Consider the following 26,067-nt stretch of genomic DNA (forward strand, 5'->3'; position numbering starts at 1 on the left):
GCTCAATAAATGACGACGGAGCGGATCGACTCGCCCTTCTTCATGAGGTCGAAGCCGTCGTTGATCTGATCGAGCTTCAGATGATGCGTGATGAGATCGTCGATATTGATCTTGCCTTCCATGTACCAGTCGACGATCTTCGGCACGTCCGTGCGCCCGCGCGCGCCGCCGAACGCCGAGCCTTTCCACTCGCGGCCCGTCACGAGCTGGAACGGCCGCGTGCTGATTTCCTCGCCCGCCGCCGCCACGCCGATGATGAACGACTGGCCCCAGCCCTTGTGCGTGCATTCGAGCGCCTGACGCATCAGCTTCACATTGCCGACGCATTCGAACGAATAGTCCGCGCCGCCGTCCGTCAACTGGACGATGTGGTCGACCACGTTCTCGACTTCGTTCGGGTTGATGAAGTGCGTCATGCCGAACTTCTTCGCCAGTTCGACGCGGCCCGGATTGATATCGACGCCGATGATCTTGTCCGCGCCGACCATCTTCGCGCCCTGGATCACGTTCAGGCCGATGCCGCCGAGCCCGAACACGACGACGTTCGCGCCCGCTTCGACCTTCGCCGAATACACGACCGCGCCGACGCCCGTCGTCACGCCGCAGCCGATATAGCAGATCTTGTCGAACGGCGCGTCTTCACGCACCTTCGCCACCGCGATCTCCGGCACGACGATGTAGTTCGAGAACGTCGATGTGCCCATGTAGTGAAAGAGCGGCTTGCCGTCGAGCGAGAAGCGCGACGTGGCATCGGGCATCAGACCCTTGCCTTGCGTCGCGCGGATCGCCTGGCAGAGATTCGTCTTGCGCGACAAACAGAACTTGCACTGACGGCACTCGGGCGTATAGAGCGGAATGACGTGATCGCCCTTCTTCACGGTGCCGACGCCCGGCCCGACATCGACGATCACGCCCGCGCCTTCGTGGCCGAGAATCGCCGGGAAAATGCCTTCCGGGTCCGCGCCCGAGAGCGTGTAGTAATCGGTGTGGCAGATGCCTGTCGCCTTCACTTCGATCAGCACTTCGCCCGCGCGCGGGCCTTCGAGATCCACTTCCTCGATGGTGAGCGGCTGACCTGCTTTCCATGCGATTGCGGCTTTTGTCTTCATCGTTCGGTTCCTCGGTTCGATGTCATCGATTCGTTTTCAACGCACGACGTTCAGCACTTCGTAGCATGCGCCCATCGTGTGATAGTCGGTCTTGCCGGCGGGACTCTTTTCATCGCTGTACTGGCGGTTGTCGCGCGTCAGGATGCGATACCACGCGCCGTACTTGTGATCGACGAAATGCGTCCAGCTATAGGTCCACAGGCGTTCGTACTCGGTCCAGTAACGCGCGGCGGATTGCGCATCGCCGTCGCGGTCCGCGCGGTCGGCGAGCAGCGCCGCCGCCGCGAGCGATTCCGCCTGCACCCAGAAGTACTTGTCCTCGTCGTAGAACTTGCCGTCCGGATCGAAGCCGTAGACCATGCCGCCGTGTTCGTTGTCCCATGAGCATTCGAGCGCGCGATCGAAGAGTTCGCGTGCGCGCTCTGCGTGCCACGCTTCAGGGCGATGCCGGTCCAGAATCAGCAGCAGCTTCGCCCATTCCGTCTGATGCCCCGGCTGGAATCCCCACGGCCTGAAGATGTTGCTGCGGTCGCCCTTGTTGTAATCCCAGTCGACGGACCAGTCCGGCTTGTAGTGTTCCCACACGAGACCGCCTGCAAGCGCGGCCTGACGGTTCACCATGTTGTCGGCGATCAGCGCGGCGCGATCGAGATAGCGCGTCTCGCCGGTCGCCTCGAACGCGGCGAGAAAGGCTTCGCACGCGTGCATGTTCGCGTTCTGCCCGCGATACTCCGACACCTTCCAGTCCGCGCTCGCTTCGTCCTTGTAGAGGCCGTGCGGCGCGTCCCAGAAGTGCGTCTCCATCAGGTTCCACGTTTCGTCGAGATACGCGCGCGCTTCGTCGAAGCCGGCTTCGACCGCCTTCGCATACGCGAGCACGACGAACGCGAGGCCGTAGCAGTGATTCGTCGCATCGGTGACTTCACGGCCATCGAGCGTCCATGCATAGCCGCCCGTCTGCGGATTGCGATGAAACTCGCGCAGATAGTCGATGCCGTGCCGCACGCCGCCGCGATACTCCTCCAGGCCGAAGTGCTTGCACGCCATCGCGTAATTGAAGACGAAGCGCGTGCTCGACACGAGGTGCCGCGACTTGCGGTCGTAGATCGTGCCGTCGTTCTTGTAGAAGTGATAGAAGCCGCCTGCGGGGTCCATGCAGTGCGGGTGATAGAAGATCATCGTGCGCAGCGCGTGATCGAGCAGAAATGCGCGCGAGCGGAAATCGGGTTGCGACGGGACGGATGCGGACATGGCGGAAGGTCGATGTTGTAGTGATGAGCCTGACGCGACTGGCACATGAGAAACGTGGCACGCCAGTTTAAGGGCTAACGTGCGCGACGTCAGAACCAGTCTTCGGCGCGCGCGTAGAGCGCGAGAAAGCGCGCGTACCGGGGATCGAGCGCATCGTCGCGCCGCGGACCCGCGACGCGCCGCGCGGACGGCACGAGCGATGCGAGATCGTCCGCGCGCCAGTGTCCGGCCGCCATCGCGCCGATGATCGCCGCGCCGCGCGCCGCCGCGTTCGGGCAATCGACGGCGTGCAATTCGACATCGAGCGCGTCGGCGAGCAATTGACGCCAGCGCGCGTCGATGGAGCCGCCGCCCGCGAGACGCATCGACGTCAATGGCGTGCCGCTGCGCCGTATCGCGTCCAGTCCCGCCCGCAATGCGAATGCCACGCCTTCGAACGCCGCGCGCATCAGCGAGCCGCGCGTGTCGTCGAGACCGAGGCCGAGCCAGCCGCCGCGCGCGCCCGGATTCATCCACGGCGAGCGTTCGCCGCTCAAGTACGGCAGGAAGGTCACGGCGTCGCTGGGGGCGCCCGCGAAGGCGTCGTCGTAGGCGGCGGGCCATGCCGCGTAGCCGAGCCAGCCGCGCACCGCTTCGAGCGCCACGCCGACGTTCTGCATCGCGGCCATGCGATACCACGCGGGCGTTCCGGTCGCCGCGCGATAGCCATGCAGCCCGCGCACGCGAGGCGGCGCTTCCTTGCACATGACGACGATCTGCCCGCCGCTGCCCGTGGTGAGCAGCGCATCGCCATCGGCGACGAGGCCGCTGCCGAGCGCGGCGCAAGGCGTGTCGCCCGCGCCGACGGCCATCGGAATGCCGGCGCGAAGTCCCAGTTCGGAAGCCGCTTGCGCCGACAACGCGCCGCCCGCCGCGTCCGACGCCAGCACGGGCGCGAACCACTCGCGCGGCAATCCGAGCCTGTCGATGAGCGCCGCGTCCCATTCGCCCGATGGCGCCGCGAGCGCGGTCGCGCAGGCATCGGATGGATCGGTGGCGAACGCGCCGCCGAGCCGCGCGCGCAGCCAGTCCTTCGGCTGCAACGCCCAGCGCATGTCGGCGGCGAGCGCACGTTCGTTCATCGAGAGCCAGCGCAACAGCGGTCCGGCCATGCCCGGCGCGACGGGATTGGGCTGCGAGTCCGGCCACGCGTCGACGAGTGCGCTCGCGCGCGTGTCGGGCCAGAGCATCGCGGGACGCAACGCGCGGCCATCGGTGGCGGTGGCGACGACGCCATGCATCTGCCCGGAGAAGCCGATGGCCGCGACCGCATCGCGTTCGCCGGGCGGCAAGCGCGACGCGGCATCGACGAGCGCGGCGTACCACGCATCGGCGGATGTCTCGGCCCAGCCGGGATGCGCGCTCGTCACCGCATAGGCCGCGCTCGACGACGCGATCTCGCGCGCGCGGTCATCGACGATCGTGAGCTTGAGGGAGCCGGTACCCAGATCGATGCCGAGAAAACGCATGAATGAGTCCATCGAAAAGACGTTAGGGAAAACGCGCGAATCGCGGGTAAACCCCGCCGCGAGCGCGCCACGCACGAAAACGGACTATACGCGCGCCGTGATGACCGCCATAACCACGCGCCGGCAAAAGCAGCCTTTCTTCATACGACGCGAGCCTCGCGGCAAGCACCGGACCCCTTGCGGCAAGGGCTTTTCCGCGATGTTGCCGCACGCCGCGCGCGTTTTCCATATCGGCTGGCGAACGCGACGTATAGCGCCGGGTGGTCTTGTTCGCGCATTTTTTCGCACTTACCGTGGAGGCCAATCAATGCAGAGGCAAATAAGGAGACAGACATGGCATCGAGCGCGAGCCACCCGAAGGTCCACCCATGCGATGAACGGCTGCCAACCGGCCAGTTGTTGACGCTGGGAATACAGCACGTCCTCGTCATGTACGCGGGCGCGGTCGCGGTGCCGCTGATCCTCGGCGCGGCGATGCATCTCACGAAGGATCAAGTCGCGTTTCTGATCAGCGCGGACCTTTTTTCATGCGGCGTCGCGACGTTGATCCAGACGCTCGGCCTGTGGATCTTCGGCATCCGCCTGCCGGTCATCATGGGCTGCACGTTCGCCGCCGTCGGCCCGATGGTCGCCATCGGCACGAATCCGTCGCTCGGCATTCTCGATGTATTCGGCGCGACCATCGCGGCGGGCGTGATCGGCATCTTTCTCGCACCGATGATCGGCAAGCTGTTGCGGTTCTTTCCGCCGGTCGTGGTCGGCACGGTGATCGCGGTGATCGGGCTTTCGCTGATGGGCGTCGGCATCAACTGGGCGGCGGGCGGCGTCGGCAATCCGGACTACGGCAATCCGGTCTATCTGCTGCTCTCGCTCGTCGTGCTTTCGCTGATCCTGCTCATCAACAAGTTCGCGCGCGGCTTCGTCGCGAATATCTCGGTGCTGCTCGGGATCGTCGCGGGCTTCGTGATCGCCGCGATGCTCGGGCGCGTGAACATGGATGGCGTCGCGCATGCGCCGTGGGTCGGCATCGTGCTGCCGTTCCACTTCGGCCTGCCGCACTTCGATGCGCTCTCGGTCGCGACGATGGTCATCGTCATGTTCGTGACGTTCATCGAATCGACCGGCATGTTCCTCGCGGTCGGCGATCTCGTCGAGCGTCCGGTCGATCAGAAGGCGCTCGTGCGCGGCTTGCGTGTCGATGGCCTCGGCACGCTCATCGGCGGCGTGTTCAATTCGTTCCCGCATACGTCGTTTTCGCAGAATGTCGGGCTGATCGGCGTGACGGGCGTAAAAAGCCGCTTCGTCTGCGCGACGGGCGGCGTGATTCTCGTCGTGCTCGGCCTCTTTCCGAAGATGGCGCAGGTGGTCGCATCGGTGCCGCCGTTCGTGCTCGGCGGCGCGGGCATCGTGATGTTCGGCATGGTCGCGGCGAACGGCATCAAGGTGCTTTCCAAGGTCGACTTCACGAAGAATCACCACAACCTGTTCATCGTCGCGGTGAGCGTGGGCCTCGGTCTCGTGCCGGTGGTCGCGCCGAAGTTCTTCTCGCAACTGCCGCACGCGCTCGAGCCGATTCTTCACAGCGGCATTCTTCTGGCGTCGGTGTCGGCGGTGATCCTGAATATCGTGTTCAACGGTGTGCGCAAGGAACGCGATGCGCGCTGCGAGATTCGTCACGCCGGGCATGAGTTCGACGGCACGGCGCACGCGTCGGAAGCGCAGTAACGAAGGTTTGTGGCGGAGTGTTGCGGGTTGTGATGGGTTGAAGCGCCGCGGTGAAAGCCGCGGCGCTTTTTTTCGCGACGGCGCGCGAAAAAAAAGGCCCGACACACGGTCGGGCCTTGCAGCTTCGAAGCACGCTATGGGCGGGAAACCATCAACCCGCCGCAGCCGATGAAGCCGCGCGCGGCGCACTCGCCGCGCCGACATCGGCGGGCGCATCGGCCGGGCGCGGCTGATCGCCGGTGTGCTCGACCCAGCCGCCGCCGAGCGCCTGATACAGCGTGACCAGATTCGCGAGCCGCTCGGTGCGCGCGGTGATGAGCGTCTGCTGCACCGAATACAGGTCCTGCTGCGCGGTCAGCACATTCAGATAACTATCGACACCTTGCCGATACCGCATCGTCGACAAATCCAGCCGGCGCTGTTGAGCCGCCGTGTCGCGCTCGAGCGCCTTGATCTGCTGATCGTAGGTGCCGCGCGCGGCGAGGCCGTCGGCGACATCGCGGAACGCGGACTGAATCGCCTTCTCGTACTGCGCGATCTGGATGTTCTTCTGGATATTCGCGAGATCGAGGTTCGCCTGATTCTGGCCGCCCTCGAAAATCGGCAGCGTGATCGTCGGCGCGAAACTCCATGCCGCTGAGCCGGGCTTGAACAGGCCGCCGAGCGTCGGGCTCAGCGTGCCGAAACTGCCTGTGAGCGAAATGCTCGGGAAGAACGCCGCGCGCGCCGCGCCGATATTCGCATTGGCCGCAAGCAGGTTCTGCTCGGCTTCCATGATGTCCGGACGACGCGTCAGCAAGTCGGACGGCAAGCCCGCCGGAATGTCGGTGAGCAGGTCCTGTTCGTTGAGCGACATGCCGGTCGGGATATCGTCCGGAATCGGCTCGCCGATCAGCAGCACGAGCGCGTTGACCGCTTGCGCCCGCGCGCGCTGCTGCGCCTGCAGATTCGACGCCGCCGTTTCGACCACCGTCTGCGACTGGCTCAGATCGAGTTCGGACGCCGTGCCGTTGTCGAACTGCAGCTTGACGATGTTGTACGACTCCTGCGTCGTCTTGAGCGTCTGCTCCGTGACTTGCAGAAGATCGTCGGCCTGCAGCACTTGCAAATACTGCGAGGCCACTTGCGACACCAGCAGGATTTCCGCCGCCTTGCGCGCATACGCGGTCGAGAAATACTGCGCGAGCGCCTGATCCTTCAGGCTTTGCACGCGGCCGAAGAGGTCCAGTTCCCACGACGCGTTGAGGCCCACCGAGTAGCTGCGCGAGATCGTCTGGTTAAAAAACGACAGGTCGCGCGGCGTGCGCTGCACCGACGGGCCCGCCTGCGCCGCGATTGCCGGGAACAGTTCCGAGCGCACGATGCGGTACTGCGCCTGCGCTGCCTGAATGTTCAGCACCGACACGCGCAGATCGCGATTGTTCGAGAGCGCGATGTCGATGAGACGCTGCAGCCGCGCATCGACGAAGAAGTCGCGCCAGCCGATGTCGGCCGCCGCGACGCCGTTCGCGCTGCGCGCGCCCGCGTCCGCTGCGCCCGGCTGCGTCGAATACACGCCGCCGGCCGGGAAGTTCGCCGACACGGGCGGCGCGGGACGCTCGTACTTGGGCGCCATCGAGCAGCCCGTCGCAAGCGCCGCGATGGCCGCGGCAATCAGAGAAAGTCTACGCATTTCAGTGTCCTTCGTTGCCTGAGCCGCCGCCATCGCGCGGATGCTGCTGTTCAGGATGATGCTGCTCGTAATGCTCGAGCGCCGTCTCCGGATTTTCCTTCTCGCCGCTGAACTGCGCGCGGATCACGACGAAGAACATCGGGACCATGAAAATCGCGAGGAACGTCGCGGTCAGCATCCCGCCGATCACGCCGGTGCCGATCGCGTGCTGGCTCGCGGACCCCGCGCCGTTGCTGATCGCAAGCGGCATCACGCCGAGAATGAACGCGAGCGACGTCATCAGAATCGGACGCAAGCGCAGACGCGCGGCTTCCATCGCCGCTTCGATCGGCCCCATCTTCTCCGACATCTGCAGCTCGCGCGCGAACTCCACGATCAGAATCGCGTTCTTCGCCGACAAGCCCACCGTGGTCAACAAGCCGACCTGGAAGAACACGTCGTTTTCGAGGCCGCGCAGCGTCACCGCGAGCAGCGCGCCGATCACGCCAAGCGGCACCACCATGATGACCGAGAACGGAATCGACCAGCTTTCATACAGCGCCGCGAGACACAGGAACACGACGAGAATCGAGATGCCGTAAAGGATCGGCGCCTGCGAACCCGACTGGATTTCCTGATACGAGAGACCCGTCCACTCGTAGCCGATGCCGGCCGGCAGCTTCGCGGCAAGCGTCTGCATGGCCTGCATCGCCTGACCGGTGGATTTGCCCGGACCCGCCGCGCCCTGGATTTCGATCGACGAAATACCGTTGTAGCGTTCGAGCTTCGGCGAACCGTAAGTCCAGTCGCCCGTGGCGAACGCGGTGAACGGCACCATCCCGCCCGATGCGTTGCGCACGTACCAGTCGCTCATGTTCTCCGGCGTCATGCGGAACGGCGCGTCGGCCTGCAAGTACACCTTCTTGATCCGGCTGTCGGTATCGAGGAAGTTGTTCACGTACTGCGACGCCCACGCGATCGAGAACGTCTGATCGATCGAAGCGGCCGTGACGCCCAACGCGAGCGCCTTCTCGCGGTCGATGTTCACCTTGAACTGCGGCGTGTCGTTCAGGCCGTTCGGACGCACCTGCGCGAGCGTCGGGTCCTGCGCCGCCATGCCGAGCAGCTGGTTGCGCGCCGCCATCAGCGCGTCGTGGCCTACGCCCGCGCGATCCTGCAGCTCGAAGTCGAAGCCCGCCGCCGTGCCGAGTTCCGGAATCGACGGCGGATTGACCGGGAACACCGTCGCGTTCTTGTAGCCCGCGAAGCGCCCGAACAGCCGGCCGACGAGCGCCTGCACCTTCTGGTCGCCCTTCTGGCGCTGCCCGTAGTCCTTCATGCGCACGAACACGAGACCCGCGTTCTGCCCGCGGCCCGCGAAGCTGAAGCCGTTCACCGAGAAGGTCGATTCGACGATCGCGCTTTCCTGATTCAGCAGATAGTCGGACACGTCCTTCAGCGCGCGCGCCGTGGTTTCCTGCGTCGAGCCGGCCGGCGTCTGAACGAGCACGAACATGGTGCCCTGGTCTTCGTCAGGCAGGAACGACTTCGGCAGCTTCACGAACAGCAGGCCGACCGCCACGATCACCACCAGATAGATGATGAGCCAGCGCCCCGAGCGCTTGATGACGTGATACACGCCCGAGTGATACTTGTCGCGGCTCTTGTCGAACGTGCGGTTGAACCAGCCGAAGAAGCCCTTCTTCGCTTCGTGGTGGCCTTCCGGAATCGGCTTGAGAATGGTCGCGCACAGCGCCGGCGTGAGAATCAGCGCGGTCAGCACCGAGAGCACCATCGCGGAGACGATCGTGAGCGAGAACTGCCGGTAGATCGCGCCCACCGAGCCGCCCGAAAGCGCCACCGGCACGAACACCGCCGACAGCACGAGCGCCACGCCCACGAGCGCGCCGGTGATCTGCCCCATCGCCTTGCGCGTCGCCTCGCGTGGCGGCAAGCCTTCCTCCGCCATCACCCGCTCGACGTTTTCCACGACCACGATCGCATCGTCCACCAACAGGCCGATGGCGAGCACGAGACCGAACATCGACAGCGTGTTGATCGAGAAACCGACCGCCGCCATGATCGCGAACGTGCCGAGCAGCACGACCGGGACCGCGATGGTCGGAATCAGCGTGGCCCGCAGGTTCTGCAGGAACAGATACATCACGAGGAACACCAGCACGATGCCTTCGATCAGCGTCTTGACCACGTCCTCGATGGACAGGCGCACGAACGGGGTAGTGTCATACGGATACTTGACCACAAGTCCGTTCGGGAAGTACTTCGACAACTCGTCGATCTTCTGGCGCACGGCCTTCGCGGTGGCGAGCGCGTTGGCGCCCGTCGCGAGCTGAATGCCGAAGCCCGCCGCCGGCTGGCCGCTGTACTTGGTGTCGAAGTTGTAGTTTTCGCCGCCGAGCTCGATGCGCGCGACATCCTTCAGACGCACTTGCGAGCCGTCCTGATTCACCTTCAGCAGCACGTTGCCGAACTGCTCGGGCGTCGAAAGCAGCGTCGCTTCCGTGATGGTCGCCTGCAACAGTTGCCCCGGCACCGACGGCGTGCCGCCGAGCGAGCCGCCCGCGACCTGAACGTTCTGCGCCTGCAGCGCGCTTTGCACGTCCACCGGCGTGAGGCCGAAGTTGTTCAGCTTGTCCGCGTTGAGCCAGATGCGCATGGCGTACTGCGAGCCGAACAGCGTCACCGTGCCGACGCCGTCGAGACGGCTGACCGGATCCTGGATGTGCGACGCCACGTAGTTCGCGAGGTCGTACTTGCTCATGCTGCCGTCCTGCGAGACGAACGCCAGCACGAGCAGGAAGCTGTTGCTCGACTTCGTGACCTTCGTGCCGAGCTGCTGCACGATCTGCGGCAGAAGCGGCGTGGCGAGCTGCAGCTTGTTCTGCACCTGCACCTGCGCGATGTCCGGGTTCGTGCCGGGCGCGAACGTCAGCGTGATGGTCGCGGTGCCGGAGTCGTCGGACGTGGAGGACAGATACAGCAAGTGGTCGAGGCCGCTCATCTGCTGCTCGATCACCTGCGTGACGGTGTTTTCCACCGTCTTCGCCGATGCACCGGGGTACGTCGCGCTGATCTGGACGGCCGGCGGCGCGATGGTCGGATACTGCGCGACCGGCAGGGTGAAGATGGCCGCGATACCCGCGAGCATCAAAACGATGGCGATCACCCACGCGAAAATCGGGCGATCGATAAAGAACTTTGCCATGAGGCGGGCTCCTGGTTTTACGCGCCCGAGGCAGCAGAGGCGGGCTGAGCGGACGAAGCGGGCTGCGCGGCTTGCGCGCTGCTCGCCTGCGATGCTCCGTCCGCGGGCGCTGCGGGCAGTTGCGCGGGCACGGTCTTGACTTCCATGCCCGGACGCGCCTTGTCGACGCCCTGCACGATCACACGGTCGCCCGCATTGAGGCCGCTATCGACCACCCAGTTCTGACCGTAGGTGCCGGACGTCACGAGCTGGCGCAGCGCCACCTTGTTGTCCGGACCGACGACGAGCGCCGTCGGCGTGCCCTTCTGGTCATGCGTGATGCCGATCTGCGGCACGACGATCGCGTTCGGATTCACGCCCTCTTCGATGCGGGCGCGCACGAACATGCCGGGCAAGAGCACGCGGTCCGTGTTCCGGAAAATGGCGCGCACGGTGACGGAGCCGGTGGTCGGATCGACGGTCACGTCGGTGAACTGGAGCTTGCCGTTTTCGGCATAGACGCGGCCGTCTTCCAGCACCAGCGAGACTTTCGCGGCGTTCGGGCCGCTCGTCGTCAGGCGGCCCTGCTGAATCTGGCGGCGCAGCTTGAGACCGTCGAGGCTCGATTGCGTGAGATCGACGTACATCGGGTCGAGCTGCTGGACGGTTGCCATCAGCGTCGCCTGGCTCGCCTGCACGTATGCGCCCGGCGTGACCTGCGAAATGCCGACCTGACCCGTCACCGGCGACACGACGTCCGTATAGCCGAGGTTGATCGCGGCGGTGTCGACGGCGGCCTTGCCCGCGGCGACGTCGGCGGCGGCCTGGCCTTGCGAGGCGACCGCGTTGTCGTAGTCCTGCTTGCTGACCGCGTTCGCCGCGACGAGCACCTTGTAGCGGTTGGCCTGCGCGGTGGTCGACGCGAGGTTCGCCTGCGCCTTCGCGAGCGACGCCTTCGCGTTGTTCAACTGCGCGATGTACGGCGCCGGGTCGATCTTGTAGAGCCGCTGGCCGGCCTTGACGATGCTGCCTTCGGTGAACTCGCGGCGCTGCACGACGCCGTCGACGCGCGCCCGCACCTGCGCGACGAGGTAGGCGCTCGTGCGGCCAGGCAGTTCCGTCGTGACCGGCACGGCGGCGGGCTGGATCGTCACGACGCCGACTTCGGGCGTCTGCGGCGGCGGCGCCGACTGCTTTTGTCCGCATGCCGCGAGCAGCATGGCAGCCGTTGCGGCACTGACGAGGTGATAGGGAACCCTTTCGAAGCGCATGGAGCGACCTCTGTTCGTAACTGATAGCGAATAAAAACGCGCGCATCGGGAAGACCGCGCCTCGACGGACGAGGCGGATCTCTTTTGAACGCGATGCGCGCATCTGCGAGCGAGCGGCGCGCGCCGTACTAAAGCGCCAGCGCCGCGGGAGATTCTGAACAACGATGGTGACGGTGATGAACCGGCGGAAGTGCCGCGGTCTTGACGTGGCGTGGGGTGGTATTATAAATACATTCACGAATGAATGTATAAGTCCATCAACGCATAAGTTACGGCTGTAACGAAATGTTCACCGCGTAAAGCTCGACAAAAGCGGTACGCCGTTTCCCTCAATTCACGCTTCGCCCCTCGCGCCGCAGTTCCGCTGCCGGCGGCAAGCCGCAGTATCACGATATGGTCAGACGAACCAAGGAAGAAGCGCAGGAGACGCGCAACCGCATTCTGGACGCCGCCCAGCGCGTCTTTTATGAAAAAGGCGTGTCGCGCACGTCGCTCGCGGACATCGCGCACGCGGCGGGCGTCACGCGCGGCGCGATCTACTGGCATTTCGCGAACAAAGGCGATCTATTCAACGCCATGTTCGCCCGCAGCCTGCTTCCGCTCGACGAACTCGTCGAGGCCACGCTCGACGGCAAGGAGCCGGACCCGCTCGCGCACATCCGCGAGATTTTTGTCTGGTGCATGCGCAACATCACCGAGGACGAGCAGCGCCGCCGCGTGTTCGACATTCTGTTTCTGAAGTGCGAATTCGTCGAAGAGATGGGGCCGGTGCGCGAGCGCCAGCAGAACAACATGCGCGACGGCATGGAACGCATCGCGCGGGCGCTGCGCAACGCCATCGACAAGGCGCAGCTTCCCGCCGCGCTCGACGTGCGCCGCGCCACCACGCTGCTCCACGCGCTTTTCACGGGCATCCTGCACGACTCGCTGATGCTGCCCGACAGCGTCGATCCCGCGAACGACGCCGAAGCGCTCATCGACGCCTGCTTCGACGCGCTGCGCGCGAGCCCCGCGCTGCTCACGACGACGCTCGACTGAGGCTTTCCTCTACCGCGCGGTCGCACGCGTCCGCTGATTCGACGCGTAGATGTTGTCACGCGCGGGCGGCTCGCCGCTTTCGAGCGCGGCGATCCATTCGTCGGTGCGGAGCACGGCCGCGAAGCGCGACTGCATCACAACCGTGAACACGCGATGAATCTCCTCCGCGCTCGCCCGGCCCGCGCGGTTTTCGTACGGCACGGCGCCGGTCGCATCGACGAGAAATTCCACCGCGAGGCCCGCGTGCACCGCATGACGCACGGTGGAATCGTCGCAATTGTGGGTCATGTAGCCGGCAATCACGATCGTGTCGATGTCGTTCGTCTCGAGCCACTGCGCGAGATCGGTGCCTGCGAACGCGCTCGGCAGCGACTTCTCGACGTAATGCGCGCGCGGGCGCGAAGCCACCGACTCATGCAACTCCGCCATCGCCGAGCCGCGCGCGAAGATCGGCGCGGTGGCCGGCGCGAAGTTCTGCACGACGACGATCGGCACGCCGTGCGCGTCGGCGGCATCCATCGCGCGCGAGATGTTCGCGAGCGAGACGTTCACATCGGGATATTCGATCGGCAGATTGCCGGTGACGTACTCGTTCTGCACGTCGATGACGATCAGGGCGCGGCGCGGCATGGTCTCGTTCCTTTCGGCGAACTTTGGGGAGGAACGCAGGACTTTAGCGCCGATCGCCGTTCAGTGCAGGCTTCCGCGCTCCGCGAAGAACGCGAGCAGCGCGACGAGCACGAGCATCGCCGCCCACGCCCAGCCGTGCAGCCCGAACGGATGCGGCTCCTGCCGTTGATCGCGCTGCTGTTGCGCGAACGGATGCGCGCCCAGCCGATGCCTGAGCACGCCGCTCGCGGCGGCGTCGCCGGGCGAGCCGTGGACCGCGCGCGCGGTCGAAGCCGGACGACGCGAGAATGCCGCCGACATCGCGCCGGGGCGCAGGAAAAGGTGCCGGCGCGCGTCGCGTCGTTCGCGCATCGAGGGCAAGCCGTGCTTCGCGCGCACGACTTCGCAGAATTCGGCGAAGAAATCGTCGGCGCCTTCGCGCAACGCGTTTTCGATCTGGCGCGGGGGCAAGCCGGCGAGCGGCCCGGACACCGTCGCCCAGACGGTGTATTCGATCCACGTGGCGTGTCCGCCGTCGTCGGCATTGAGCGCAACCGCGATCTGACCGCGCAGCGAACCGACCCCCTCGCCGCGGGCCTTGAAACTCAGCGTGCGCGCGTAGGCGGCATCGCTCGCGTGGCCTGGGGCGCCGTCCTCCGCGCCCTGCCGCGTGCGCCCGGCCGGATGCGCGCGCACTTCGTAACGCGCCCTCAGCGCGCCGAGCGGCACGACCAGCGTGAGCGCATGTTCGCCGGACGGCGTGCGCGTGAACGATTCGCAATGGTCGAGACTCGCGCGCAACAGCGCGAGATCGCCGAGCGCGGACTGGACGTGCGCCGGCTCGAGCGGCACGCGCAACGCTTCGGTGACTTCCATCGGCGTCTCCGGGACAAGGACCGCATTCGTTCGTTATGGACGCTCGCGCCCGCCGTGTCTGTGCGCCGGCTCGCCTAAGAAGTCTCGTCGATGCGATCGACCCGCGTCGGATAAAACGCGAGATAGCCCTTGATCTCGATTGCGCCGTCGAGCGGGCTTTCGTAGCTCCACGCCGCGTTCTCGACGGGGCCGTCCTCGGTCAGCAGATGGTAGTAGGTGGCGTCGCCCTTGTACGGGCAATGCGACGTGTAAATGGAGCGCTCGAGCCGCGCCATGTTCACGTCGGCGCGCGGAAAATAGTGAACGATGTCGTGACCCGTTTCGCTGAGCGTCAGCGACGCGTGCGTGTCCGCGTACGTGACGCCCTGATGGATCACGCGGCAGCGCCGGGGGCTCGGCGCAATCTCGATGCGGTGCGCCTTCTGGCCGTCGTTCAGATCCGTGCTCATCGTGGTGTCCTCCGCGCATGACCGTCGAGAGAGAGTCGCGAGGCGCGGCGGCGCGCCGCGTTCACAAAAAAGCCACGAGCCGGCAAGCGACTCGTGGCTTCATTATGAGACAAACTTCCGCCGCGAGGGAGAGCGGAATCGAATCGCGGCGCTAGCGCATCATTGAATATTCCAGTGGAACGCCGCCTTCGCCTTGCCGGGACCGGCCACGCTGACGGATTGCTTCTTCTCCTGATCCTTGTATTTGGCATAGACGGTGTAGCTGCCCGGCGGGAGCTTGACAAGCATGTACGGACCCATCGATTCCGTATTCAACACTTCGCCGCTCTGCCCGCCCTTGCCGCCGACGATACGCACCTGCACGCCCGACAGATAATCGGCGGTCGGCCCGGTGAAGCGCAGCGACAACGGCCAGTGTGCCTGTTCGCGCAACAATGCGCGCGATTCGTCGAGGCCGACGCCGCCCGACGTGTACGAAACGTCCCCTTGCTGCTGGATCTGCGGCAGCCCACCGCCGTTGGCGTTGCCCGCGCTGCCCGTGTCGCTCGTGCCGGCGCTCGCGGCGTTGGCCGCATTGCCCGCGTTACCCGCGTTGCCCGCATTACCCGACTGTTGCGCCCAGGCGCCGCTCGCGAGACCCGCCGACAGCGCCGCCGCCAGCAGCGTCGCTGCCAGCTTGCCCGTTTTGTTCGTCATCTTGTTGGCTCCTTGATTCGATGTCGCCGTGCGCGAAACGCACGAGCGACCTCACGCCCGATGCGCGAATCACGCGACGGGGCCCCGGCATGCGACAGAGCATGCTTCGTGCCCGCATCGCGTGTCCGGGGCCACCGGCGGGGTGCCGTGACGCCGCGCGCGTCAGCCGAGATCGACCGGCACGAAGATCTGCGCGTCGTCGCGCTGGATCAGCAGCGCGATGCTGTCGCCGGCATGCGAAACCATCGATTTCAACTGCTGCACGGTGGTGACCGGCTGGCCGTTGACGGCGAGAATCACGTCGCCCGGCTGAATGCCCGCGCTCGCCGCCGCGCCGTTCGCCTGCTGCACGACGAGTCCGCGGGAAGCCGCGCCCTGCTGCTTTTCTTCGGGCGTGAGCGGGCGCACCGCGACCCCGAGACGCGTATCCTGCGACGCGCCGCCGTCATCGCCATTCACGTTCGCGCTCGCGGTCTTTGCATCCTTGAGCGCGCCGATGGTCACGTTCAGTTCCTTCGTGCCCTTGTCGCGCCACACTTGCACCTTCGCCGACGTTCCCGGCGAGAGGCTCGCCACTTGCGACGGCAGCGACGTCGAGTCCGCCACCGGCACGCCGTTGAGCGCGGTGATGACATCGCCCGGCTGGAGACCGCCCTTCGCGGCCGGTCCGCCCGGCTCGACGGAACTCACGAGCGCGCCTTGCGGCGAACTCATGCCGAAGGAGTTGGCGAGCGTCTGGTTCATCGCCTGCACGGTCACGCCGAGACGGCCGCGATCGACGTGGCCGGTCTTGATGAGCGCGTCCTTGACCTTGATCGCCTCGTTGATCGGGATGGCGAACGAAAGCCCCTGAAAGCCGCCCGTCTGCGAGTAGATCATCGAATTGATGCCGATGACTTCGCCCTGCAGATTGAAGAGCGGCCCGCCCGAATTCCCCGGATTCACGGGCACGTCGGTCTGGATGAAAGGCGTGTAGTTCTCGTTGGGCAGCGCACGCGACTTCGCGCTGATGATGCCCGAGGTCACCGTGTTGTCGAAGCCATAAGGCGAGCCGATCGCGACAACCCACTGGCCGACCTTGCTGCCGTTGGGATCGCCGATCTTGACCGTCGGCAGATTCTTCGCGTCGATCTTGAGCACGGCGACGTCCGACTGCTTGTCCGCGCCGATCACCTTCGCGCGATATTCGCGTTTGTCCGTGAGCTTGACGGTGACGATATTCGCGTTGTCGACGACGTGCGCGTTCGTGAGGATGTAGCCGTCGCTGCTCACGATGAAGCCGGAGCCGAGACCTTCGCTCGGACGATCGGCCGCGCCGCCGTCGCCGCCCATGCCGGGGACGTTGCCGTAGAAGCGCTTGAAGAATTGGTAGAACGGATCGTCGGGATCCATCGGCAACTGGTTGGCATTGCCGCGGCGCGCGGACGTCTGCTTCACGACGTGCTTCGCGCTGATATTCACGACCGCCGGGCCATACGTCTCGACGAGGCCGGAGAAATCGGGCACGCCCGTCTTGGCGGCGGCTTCGGCGGGCATCATCGCGGCCTGGGCCGGCGCGATGACCTGCGGCGCGGGAACGTTGTTGTGACCGGCGACATAGCCCGCCGACAAGGCCACGGCGACCGCGGCTGCGACGGCGCTGCGGGTGAGGATCTTCGCTTTCATCGTGTGCTCCTGATTCCTGATAACGGGTGTATTCACGGATGAGCCAAGATTACGAGACGTCGCTTAAACCTTTCTTAAAGCGCACGGCGCATAAAAAAAGGCGGCTGCCCTTTCGGACAGCCGCCCCTGCGTTGTCAGCCGCGGATGCGCCTGGCGCTTAGAACTCGTAGCCGACTTGACCGCGCACGCCGGTGTCGCCGCTCGGCGTGATCGATGCAGCCGCGTTCACGAGCCAGCGATTGTTCTGCGAGCGATACGTGCCGCCGAGACCGATTGCCGTGTAGCCCTTGTAGTTCGCGACGCCTGCCGCGACCACCGTCTTGCCCGGCTGGCTCGGCGTGAGGTTCGGCATGGCCATCGCGGAGGCGACGCCCGCGAACGCCTGACGCGCGACCGTGTTCACGTTGCTCTGCACCGCGTTCAACTGGTTCATGTTGACCGCGTCCGTACCCTTCACGCCGGGCGCGACGTTCGTGAGACGGCGCTCGTTGCCCGCCGAGCCGATCGACACCGTGTTGTCTTCGTCGGCGACCGAGCCGCTGCCGAGCGCGACCGAATTACTGCCCGACGCGACCGCGCCGTTGCCCATTGCCGTTGCGTCCTTGCCGCTCGCGATGGCCGGCGTATCCGTCTTGTCCGAGGCGAGGATGCTCGTCGATCCGGCGAAGTTTTGCACGCTTTGCGAGAGGCTGTCGAGCTGCTGATTGGTCGCGTAGAGCTGCGAACCGTTGACCGCGTCCGTGCTGTCCGCGCTGAGCGCGCCCGCCGCCACGCCCGTCACCGTGCGCACGCCTTGCGTGCCCGTCATGTCGACGACCGTGCCGTCGTTGTCCTTCGCGACGGTGATGGTGCGCGTCGTTGCGTCCTGACGCACGAGGCCGACGTTGCCGGAGTTGATCGCGTTGTTGATGTTGCTGATGTCGGTCGTGTTCTTCGAGATATCGGCGGTGTTCTGCGCGACGTTCGTGTTGAGGTTCGCGATATCGGCAGTGTTCTGCGCGACGCTCGTGCTCAGGTTGGCGACGGTCTGATTCGTGGCGTACAGCTGCGAGCCGTTGACCGCGTCCGTGCTGCTGGCGTTCAGCGCGCCCGCCGACACGCCCGTCACGGTGCGCGTGCCTTGCGTGCCGGTCATGTCGACGACGGTGCCGTCGGTGTCCTTCGCCACGGTGATGTTGCGCGAGGTCGCGTCTTGCTGAACGAGGCCGATCTGTCCGTTGGTGATCGCCGTGTTCAGGTTGGCGATGTTGCCGTTGAGCGTGCCGAGCGCGTTGTCGACGTTCGTGAACGCTGCGCCGACGTTCGTGGCCGCGCCGGTGGTGCCGTTGATCGAGTTGGCGTTGGTGAGTGCGAAGCTCGGAGCGGAGATCGTGCCGTCGCTGTTGACCGTCGAGCCGGCGCCAAGCGCGCTGGCGGTCGAGGAAGCGAGACCATAGAGCTGCGAGCCGTTGACCGCGTCCGTGCTGCTGGCGTTCACCGCGCCCGCCGACACGCCCGTCACGGTGCGCGTGCCTTGCGTGCCAGTCATGTCGACGACGGTGCCGTCGGTGTCCTTCGCGACGGTGATATTGCGCGTCGTCGCGTCTTGCTGAACCAGGCCGATCTGACCGTTGATGATCGCCGTGTTCAGGTTGTTGAAGTCGCCGCCGAGCGTGCCGAGCGCCTTGTCGACGTTCGTGAACGCTGCGCCGACGTTGGTGGCCGCGCCGGTGGTGCCGTTGATCGCGTTCGCGTTGGTGAGTGCGAAGCTGGGAGCGGAGATGGTGCCGTCCGCATTCAGCGTCGAGCCGGCGCCAAGGGCGCTCGCAACGCTATTGGCCGTACCCTTCAACTGACCGAAATTCACGGAATCGGTATTGGCGGTGCCAGCGGCGAGATTCGTGACCTTGCCGTTGTTCATCTGGATGTTTGCGCCCGACTGTGTGACGGTCAACGCATTGTTGTTCGTATCCGCTCCGTTGATGAACTGGTAGCCGCCGACAGACATGTTCTGGTTGGCGATCGCGACCGCGCCAGTTTGCGTGACGACGTTATAGCCCGCCGTATTGCTGCTGCTTGCGCAGTCTTCCATTCCGACGGTAGTGAAGGACTTGCCGGAAAGATACTGACATTGACCGGGGTCGACCACGCCGAAGTCCATGTCGTTGACGATGAGAGGCGCGGCCGCCGAGGCCGTCATCGGCGCACCAATGCCCACGGCGCCGACGGCGACGAGAGCGGGAACGACTTTCGAAAAAAACTGCAATTGCAGGGGCGAGCTAAGGAAGACTTTTTTCATGAGAAACCGAAGAACCGAACGAACGAATAGATGAAGTCAAGAAACGCTGCCCTGCCGACTAAGCCGGCCAGCCTTCCTGCGAGCTGCGCCGAGGGCCCAATGCAAGGAGGACCGCACGAAGCGTCCTTTTCCCGGTCGTTGCGACTGGCAACGATCAGCCTTCATCGACGGTCTGCCGTTTAGCCGACAGAACGAGAGAAAAGCTGAATGCGGCAGCGAGGTGTGAAATTTAGACGCGTCCAACCCGGACTCACATAGGCGCGCTCCGAATAATGCTCGAACGCGTCCATAGACATCCGTCTAAAAATGGGCTTTCATTTGTAAAAAATGAATGGAATCGGTGAAATGCCGATTCCAGCGCCCGCTGGAGGCATGAGGACGCGTCATTGCCTCGGCCATCGCCGAGAACGCTTTATGCGCGTGAGATCGTTAGTTTTCCTGCACATTTGCCGCAAGCGTTGCGCCTTCGAATTCGCAATGCCCTTTAGAACCGAATAGACGCCTTCAGCCCGCCCGCCTTCGATTCGCTCAGCTCGACGCTCGCGCCGTGCTGCTCCGCGATCCGCCTGACGATCGCAAGCCCGAGCCCGCTGCCGGCCACGTCCGTGCGCGCGCGATTCGCGCTCTGGCCCACGCGGTAGAACCGGTCGAACACCCTTTCTCGTTCTTCTTCTGGAATGCCCGGCCCGGTATCCGCGATTTCGACGACCGGGCGCCCGTCGCGCACGGTCAGACACACATCGACGCGCCCGCCCCTCGGCGTGTATTTGGTCGCGTTGTCGATGAGATTGTTGATCATCACGCGCAGCGAATCCGCATTGCCGATGACGGTCGCCGGCTCGCTCGCCTCGATGCCGAGATCGACGCCGCGTTCCTGCGCGACGAGCACATACGCGCGCACGCAGTCGTCGACGAGCGCGCGAAGGTCGACGGCGGAGGCGAGCGCCTTGCCGTCCGGCTCCGAACGCGCGAGCGCGAGCAGTTGCTCCGCGAGCCGCGTCGCGCGGGCGATGCCTTCGTTCAGATCGGCGAGCGCCTCGCGCCGGGCCGCGTCGTCGTGAGCGCGCCCGACGAGTTGCGCCTGAATCTTCACCGCCGCGAGCGGCGTGCGCAGTTCGTGCGCGGCATCGGCGACGAACGCCTTTTGCGTATCGAGCGCCGTCGAAAGCCGCGCGAGCAGCGCATTCAGCGCGCGCACGAGCGGCCGCACTTCCTGCGGCAGGCGTTGGTCCGAAAGCGGGTCGAGCGCTTCGGGATGGCGCGTGTCGAGCGCGCGCGTCACGCGCTGCAAGGGCGCCAGCCCGCGTCCGACGATCACCCATATCGCAAGCCCGAGCAGCGGCAGGAGCAGCACGAGCGGCCACAGCGTGCGCCACGCGACGCCCGCCGCCACGCGATTTCTGATCGACAGCGGCTGCGCGAGCTGCACGACGTTATCCCCGACGATCGCGCTATACACGCGCCATTCGCCGCGCGGCGTCGTTTCCGTGGAGAAGCCGAGTTCAGCATGCGGCGCGAGCGGCACGCGCGGATGCGAGTAGTACATCAGCACGCCATTGCGGTTCCAAATCTGGATGACGACGCCTTCGTCCGTCTCGCTGCGCGAACTGAGCACCGACGAGAACGGCTCCGACGGCAACGCGGCGGCGATCTGCTGAAGCTGGTAATCGAAGAGTTCGTTGGCTTCGGCGAGCGCCTGCCGGTAGATGAGCCATCCGGCGAAGCCCACGCCGACGATCACGAGCGCGAGCAGCCAGATGAGAAGCTGGCGGCGAATCGACCGCATCAGGCGTCCTTCGCGACCATATAGCCCAAACCGCGCACGTTGCGGATCAGATCGGCGCCGAGCTTCTTGCGCAGCGAATGGATGTACACCTCGACGGTATTGCTGCCGATCTCCTCGCCCCAGCCGTAGATCTTTTCTTCGAGCTGGCTCTTCGAGAGCACCGCGCCGGGCCGCGCCATCAACGCTTCGAGAAGCGCGAACTCGCGCGCCGACAGCGCGACCGGCGCGCCCGCGAGCGTCACCTGATGGCCGACCGGATCGAGCGTCAGGTCGCCATGACGCACGAGCGATTCGCCGCGCCCCGCGTGACGGCGGATGAGCGCGCGCATGCGGGCGCCCAGTTCGTCGAGATCGAACGGCTTGACGAGGTAATCGTCCGCGCCGGCGTCGAGACCCTTCACGCGATCCGCGACGGCATCGCGCGCGGTCACGATCAGCACGGGAAGCGCGTTCGCGCGGGCGCGCAGCGTCCTCAGGACATCGAGGCCGTCGCGCTTCGGCAGGCCGAGATCGAGCAGCATGAGGTCGTAGGCTTCGCCGGCGACGGCCGTGAGCGCGGCCTCGCCGTCCTGCACCCAATCGACCGCGAAGCCGTCCGCGCGCAGCGCACGGCGCACGCCTTCGGCGATCATCCGGTCATCTTCGACTAGCAGGATTCGCATGACAGTGTGTGTTGATGAAAACGTGGAGGGCGTCGCGTGCGGCTCATTTTAGCCGCGCGGCCATACGGCAGGCTTAAACCGGACTTAACCGCGCGCGGGCCGTGCTTGAGCGAAAGCCGGCTCGTTCGCGGCTTGCCCAGCTTGTCTACAATAGCCGCTCTGCCCGCGGCGGCTTTGCCGGCCAAGCGGGGCGGTCCACGAACTCATTGCCCAAAACAAAGCCCGTATGCCGCTTCTTTCTCCGACTTTCGGTTCCCTTTCCGCGCGTCTTTCGACGTTCGCGCTCGCCGCGACGCTCGCGTGCGGCGCTCTTTTCCACGCACCGGAAGCCGACGCACGCGGCGGCACGAAAGCCGAATCGCAGAAACATGCGCCCGAGCGCGCCGCACACAGCGGCAAGGGCAACGGCAACGGGAAGAAAGCCGCGCGCGCCGAGAGTGCGGTGCGGGCCGCGCGCCCGAGCGTGCCCGCCGGGCCGCTGCCCGCGTCGGTCATGGGCGCGCTCGCGCGCTCGCACGTGCCGCTATCGTCGATGAGCGTGTTCGTGCAGCGCATCGGCGCGCCCGCGCCGCTCGTCGCGATCAACGCCGATCGCCCGATGCTGCCCGCCTCCACGATGAAGCTCGTCACCACGTACTCGGGTCTTTCGCTGCTCGGTCCGGACTATCGCTGGAAGACGACCGCCTACGCCGATGGCGACGTCGACGCGCAGGGCGTGCTGCACGGCAATCTCTACATTCAGGGAACGGGCGACCCGAAGCTCGTGCCCGAGGAACTGATCGATCTCGTCACGCAGATACGAAGGAACGGCATCACCGGCATCGATGGCGCGCTCGTGCTCGACAAGCGCTATTTCGACGCCTCCACGCGTGATCTGCCGGCCTTCGACAGCGACGAAGCCGCGCCGTACAACGTCGGTCCCGATCCGCTGCTGTACGCGTTCAAGTCGCTCTCCTTCACGCTCACGCCGAATGCGGACGGGCAAGTGTCCATCGACGTGCTGCCGCAACTCGCGCAGCTTCAGATCGACAACGAACTGCGCGTGACGCGCGGCGCGTGCGCGGGCACGCTGCCGGCGGCGTCGCCGAGCGTGGCGCAGGCGCAGGGCGGCTTCGTGCAGGCGTCGTTCATCGGCGACTATCCGCTGCGCTGCGGATCGCGCACGATCAACGTCGCGGCGCTCGATCATTCGACCTTTTTCGCGGGCGGCTTCCTCGCGTTGTGGAAGCAGGCGGGCGGCACGTTCCAGGGCGCAACGCGCGAAGGCCCGACGCCTTCGGCCGCGCGGCTAGTCGGCACGCACCGCAGCCCGGTGCTGTCGGACATCGTGCGCGACATCAACAAGTACAGCAACAACGTGATGGCGCGCAATCTCTTCCTCACGATCGGCGCGGCGCAACTGAAGCCGCCCGCGACGACCGCTAAATCCGCGCAGGCCATCGGAACGTTTCTCAGCCGCAGCGCCCTGCCGATGAAAGGCTTGCAACTCGACAACGGCTCGGGCCTCTCGCGCGACGAAACCATCTCGGCGGCATCGCTCGGCGGTCTGCTGCAGGCGGCGAACGCGAGCCCGGTCGCGCAAGTCTTCGTGGAGTCGCTGCCGATCGCGGGCGTCGACGGCACGATGCGCAACCGGCTGACCAACGCCGGCGCGGGCGGCAACGCGCACATCAAGACCGGCACGCTGCGCGACGTGCGCGCGATTGCGGGCTATGTCGGCGCGGCGAATGGCGAGAGTTACGTCGTCGTGAGCTTCATCAACGATCCGCGCGCGGAAGCCGCTCGCGCCGCGCACGATGCGCTGCTCGAATGGGTCTACGAAGGCGCGCGCAACGCAGGCGCCGACGACTGAGCGCGCAGCCGGTGCGCGCGTTCGCGTGACTGAAGATTTCTTCTAGGACGCGTAGCCCGGCAGCGCGCGCGCGGCGTGTACTCTGTCGGCACGCCGCATCCCCGGACGGCGCGGCTTGCGGCACAATCCGGACAGCAGGACGCGCGGCGTGCATGTCGCGAGAACATTAGAAAACATCGAAGAAGGAGACGAGGTCCATGACGAAGCAACTCTCGAGGCGCGCGGCACTGGCGCGCCACGCCCGCACCGCCATCGCGAGCGCGGCATTGGCTTTCCTCGCCGCGTGCGGCGGCGGAGACGACAACAACTCGACGCCGGCGGGCGGCATCAAGCTGCAAGTCGTGTCGTTCGGCGACAGCCTGTCGGACGTCGGAACGTATGCGCCGGTCGCGGCGGCTAACTTCGGCGGCGGACGCTTCACGACGAATCCCGGCGAAGTGTGGGTGCAGGATGTCGCGAAGTACTACGGCGACACGCTCACCCCCGCGATGACCGGCGGCTTCGGCACGCCGCCTTCAACGCAGTCGGGCCTCGGCTACGCGCAGGGCGGCTCGCGCGTGACCAATCCGGTCGGCGTCGGCCACCAGACGGCCGATCCTGCGAACTACGCGGGCGCGCTGACGGTGCCGGTCGCGCAGCAGGTGACGAACTACCTGTCGTCGCATGGCGGCTTCAACGGCAATCAGCTCGTGATCGTCAATGGCGGCGCGAACGACATCCTGTACAACCTGAGCGCGGTTCAGGCGGGCCAGATGACGCCGGCTCAGGCGAGCGCGGCGATCGGCCAGGCGGCGATCGATCTGGCGGGCGTCATCGGCAAGATCGTGCAAAGCGGCGCGACGCACGTGCTGGTCTCGGATGTGCCGGATATCGGCACGACGCCGCAAGGCATGATGAGCACCGCGACGACGCGCGCGCTGCTGTCGCAGGCATCGCTCGGCTTCAATCAGGCGCTCAGCGCTGCGCTGACGCAAAGCGGCCTGATGTCGAAGGTGATTTATCTCGATATCGTCGGGCCGCTCGCGAATATCACGGCGAACTATCAGCAGTACGGCTTCGCGGTGTCGAATACGGGCACCGGCTGCAATCTGCAAGCGATGGCTGCGGCGGCAAAGGCGTTCGGCGAACCGAATCCGAGCGATTTCGCGACGTCGCTGTTCTGCTCGCCGCAGACCTATACGGCGGCGAACGCGGATCAGACGTACATGTACGCCGATACCGTTCATCCGACGACGCATCTGCACGCGCTCTACGCGCAAACGGCCGAGCAGAAGGTGGCGGCGAGCGGATTGGGGAAGTGATGTTTCGCTGAAGCGCTGGGAGCTAAACGACAAACCGCCCGGTTGGAAGAGCCGGGCGGTTTTTTATTTGCGTTTTCGAAAAGGGGCTTGGTCGCTGCTACTCGCCGTTCTCGCCTTCGAACGCCGCTGCAGCCCTTCCCAGCCGGTCGTTCACCGCGGCCCATTCCGCCGACTCCGGCAACTTCTCGATGAGAATTCGCCCGACATTCGCCCGGTCCAGCGCCCGCAGCAGTCCATAAAGCTCGCGCGCATAGCTTTGCGGATCTTCCGGCGCGGCGACGAAATGCACCTGCGGCGCACGCGCCCAGTCGCCGGCACTCGACGCCCTCGCCACCAGCGCGATCTTCTGCGCGCTCGCGCGATCATGCGCCGCGAGCAGCGGCTCGATCGATGCGAACGGCAGGAGCGCGAGCGGCGTGCGCGTCGCGTAATGCGCCTTCAGCGTGCCGGATGCGCGCGGCGCGGTGGCATCGGTGCCATCGGGCAGGCGCGGCGCGACGCCGATCACGTCCGCAATCGCCTGCGGGCTGACATGCCCCGGCCGCAACAACGCCGGAAAGCCGCGCGACAAATCCAGAATCGTCGATTCGATGCCGACGTCCGCCGCGCCGCCATCGAGCACATGCACCGCGCCACCGAATTCGTCGCGAACGTGCTGCGCCGTCGTCGGACTCACGTGACCGAAGCGGTTCGCCGATGGCCCCGCCACGCCGCCCTGCCCGCCCGTGCCGGCCCGCCGCGCGGCAAACGCCGACAGCAGCTTCTGCGCAACCGGATGCGAAGGACAACGAATCCCCACGGAATCCTGCCCGCCGCTCACCGCCGCCGGAATATGCGACGCGCGCTGCAGGATCAGCGTGAGCGGCCCCGGCCAGAAGGCGTCGATGAGCTTCTGCGCATCGGCGGGCAACGCGCGCACCCAGTAGCCGGGATCGGCGTCCGGCGCGAGATGCACGATCACCGGATGATTCGCCGGCCGGCCTTTAGCCGCGTAGATGCGCGCGATGGCTTCCGCATTCTCGGCGTCGCCGCCGAGACCGTAGACCGTTTCGGTCGGGAACGCGACGAGTTGCCCCGCATCGAGCAGAGCCGCTGCTTCGTCGATCTGCGCCGCGCTCGGGAAAATAATGGTCAT

Annotated in this window: 19 protein-coding genes; 4 read left to right on the plus strand and 15 right to left on the minus strand. The window is 65.8% G+C overall.

From position 1 onward, the window contains the following. Positions 1-2: 2 nt before the first annotated feature. The 3 genes from LDZ27_RS12000 to LDZ27_RS12010 form a co-directional block, all read right to left on the minus strand. Positions 3-1,109 carry an S-(hydroxymethyl)glutathione dehydrogenase/class III alcohol dehydrogenase gene (locus LDZ27_RS12000; RefSeq protein WP_244814297.1) on the minus strand — a complete coding sequence of 369 codons (1,107 nt, stop codon included), beginning with the start codon at positions 1,107-1,109 and terminating at the stop codon, positions 3-5. 36 nt (positions 1,110-1,145) lie between these two features. Continuing rightward, positions 1,146-2,360, minus strand: a complete 1,215-nt coding sequence (locus LDZ27_RS12005) for an AGE family epimerase/isomerase (RefSeq protein ID WP_244814298.1) — start codon at positions 2,358-2,360, stop codon at positions 1,146-1,148. Positions 2,361-2,449: 89 nt separating this feature from the next. Next, entirely contained in the window at positions 2,450-3,868 is a 1,419-nt protein-coding gene (locus tag LDZ27_RS12010) for a xylulokinase (RefSeq protein ID WP_244816131.1), read from the minus strand. 333 nt (positions 3,869-4,201) lie between these two features. On the opposite strand from LDZ27_RS12010, the gene LDZ27_RS12015 reads away from it, so the two are divergent. Further along, positions 4,202-5,593 (plus strand): nucleobase:cation symporter-2 family protein, encoded by a 1,392-nt coding sequence (locus tag LDZ27_RS12015; protein ID WP_244814299.1) that lies wholly within the window; start codon positions 4,202-4,204, stop codon positions 5,591-5,593. A gap of 151 nt (positions 5,594-5,744) precedes the next feature. Here the strand turns inward: LDZ27_RS12015 and LDZ27_RS12020 are convergent, their stop codons facing one another. Genes LDZ27_RS12020 through LDZ27_RS12030 form a run of 3 tightly spaced genes read right to left on the minus strand, consistent with a single transcriptional unit; the run spans position 5,745 to position 11,720 of the window. Continuing rightward, on the minus strand, positions 5,745-7,265 hold the full coding sequence (locus tag LDZ27_RS12020; protein WP_244814300.1) for an efflux transporter outer membrane subunit: 1,521 nt from the start codon (positions 7,263-7,265) through the stop codon (positions 5,745-5,747). A 1-nt stretch (position 7,266) separates the two neighbouring features. Then, complete coding sequence (locus LDZ27_RS12025; RefSeq protein ID WP_244814301.1) at positions 7,267-10,470, minus strand: efflux RND transporter permease subunit; 3,204 nt, start codon at positions 10,468-10,470, stop codon at positions 7,267-7,269. 17 nt (positions 10,471-10,487) lie between these two features. Then, positions 10,488-11,720, minus strand: coding sequence for an efflux RND transporter periplasmic adaptor subunit (locus LDZ27_RS12030; RefSeq protein ID WP_244814302.1), 1,233 nt, complete (start codon positions 11,718-11,720; stop codon positions 10,488-10,490). Between the two features lie 393 nt (positions 11,721-12,113). Here LDZ27_RS12030 and LDZ27_RS12035 point away from each other — a divergent pair, with 393 nt between their 5' ends. Beyond that, positions 12,114-12,758, plus strand: coding sequence for a TetR family transcriptional regulator (locus tag LDZ27_RS12035; protein WP_244814303.1), 645 nt, complete (start codon positions 12,114-12,116; stop codon positions 12,756-12,758). A 9-nt stretch (positions 12,759-12,767) separates the two neighbouring features. Here the strand turns inward: LDZ27_RS12035 and LDZ27_RS12040 are convergent, their stop codons facing one another. From LDZ27_RS12040 to LDZ27_RS12075, 8 genes are all read right to left on the minus strand, one after another. After that, positions 12,768-13,388 carry a cysteine hydrolase family protein gene (locus LDZ27_RS12040; RefSeq protein ID WP_244814304.1) on the minus strand — a complete coding sequence of 207 codons (621 nt, stop codon included), beginning with the start codon at positions 13,386-13,388 and terminating at the stop codon, positions 12,768-12,770. A gap of 60 nt (positions 13,389-13,448) precedes the next feature. Next, positions 13,449-14,243 (minus strand): CoxG family protein, encoded by a 795-nt coding sequence (locus tag LDZ27_RS12045; RefSeq protein ID WP_244814305.1) that lies wholly within the window; start codon positions 14,241-14,243, stop codon positions 13,449-13,451. Between the two features lie 74 nt (positions 14,244-14,317). Beyond that, on the minus strand, positions 14,318-14,692 hold the full coding sequence (locus LDZ27_RS12050) for a DUF427 domain-containing protein (RefSeq protein WP_244814306.1): 375 nt from the start codon (positions 14,690-14,692) through the stop codon (positions 14,318-14,320). A 159-nt stretch (positions 14,693-14,851) separates the two neighbouring features. After that, the gene (locus LDZ27_RS12055; protein ID WP_244814307.1) at positions 14,852-15,388 is read right to left on the minus strand and encodes a carboxypeptidase regulatory-like domain-containing protein; all 537 of its coding nucleotides are present in this window, start codon (positions 15,386-15,388) and stop codon (positions 14,852-14,854) included. Positions 15,389-15,550: 162 nt separating this feature from the next. Then, positions 15,551-17,053 (minus strand): DegQ family serine endoprotease, encoded by a 1,503-nt coding sequence (locus LDZ27_RS12060; protein WP_244814308.1) that lies wholly within the window; start codon positions 17,051-17,053, stop codon positions 15,551-15,553. A 157-nt stretch (positions 17,054-17,210) separates the two neighbouring features. Further along, positions 17,211-19,331, minus strand: a complete 2,121-nt coding sequence (locus tag LDZ27_RS12065; protein WP_244814309.1) for a YadA family autotransporter adhesin — start codon at positions 19,329-19,331, stop codon at positions 17,211-17,213. A 484-nt stretch (positions 19,332-19,815) separates the two neighbouring features. Then, entirely contained in the window at positions 19,816-21,117 is a 1,302-nt protein-coding gene (locus LDZ27_RS12070; RefSeq protein WP_244814310.1) for an ATP-binding protein, read from the minus strand. Beyond that, positions 21,117-21,779, minus strand: coding sequence for a response regulator (locus LDZ27_RS12075; protein ID WP_244814311.1), 663 nt, complete (start codon positions 21,777-21,779; stop codon positions 21,117-21,119). Before LDZ27_RS12075 ends, LDZ27_RS12070 begins: the two co-directional genes overlap by 1 nt. 226 nt (positions 21,780-22,005) lie before the next feature. Here LDZ27_RS12075 and dacB point away from each other — a divergent pair, with 226 nt between their 5' ends. Further along, positions 22,006-23,631, plus strand: a complete 1,626-nt coding sequence (gene dacB / locus LDZ27_RS12080; RefSeq protein ID WP_244814312.1) for a D-alanyl-D-alanine carboxypeptidase/D-alanyl-D-alanine-endopeptidase — start codon at positions 22,006-22,008, stop codon at positions 23,629-23,631. Positions 23,632-23,828: 197 nt separating this feature from the next. Next, positions 23,829-24,932, plus strand: a complete 1,104-nt coding sequence (locus tag LDZ27_RS12085) for an SGNH/GDSL hydrolase family protein (protein ID WP_244814313.1) — start codon at positions 23,829-23,831, stop codon at positions 24,930-24,932. 97 nt (positions 24,933-25,029) lie between these two features. Here LDZ27_RS12085 and LDZ27_RS12090 read toward each other — a convergent pair whose 3' ends face one another. After that, entirely contained in the window at positions 25,030-26,067 is a 1,038-nt protein-coding gene (locus LDZ27_RS12090; RefSeq protein WP_244814314.1) for an L-threonylcarbamoyladenylate synthase, read from the minus strand.

This window comes from Caballeronia sp. Lep1P3 (genome assembly GCF_022879595.1).
Lineage (GTDB): Bacteria > Pseudomonadota > Gammaproteobacteria > Burkholderiales > Burkholderiaceae > Caballeronia.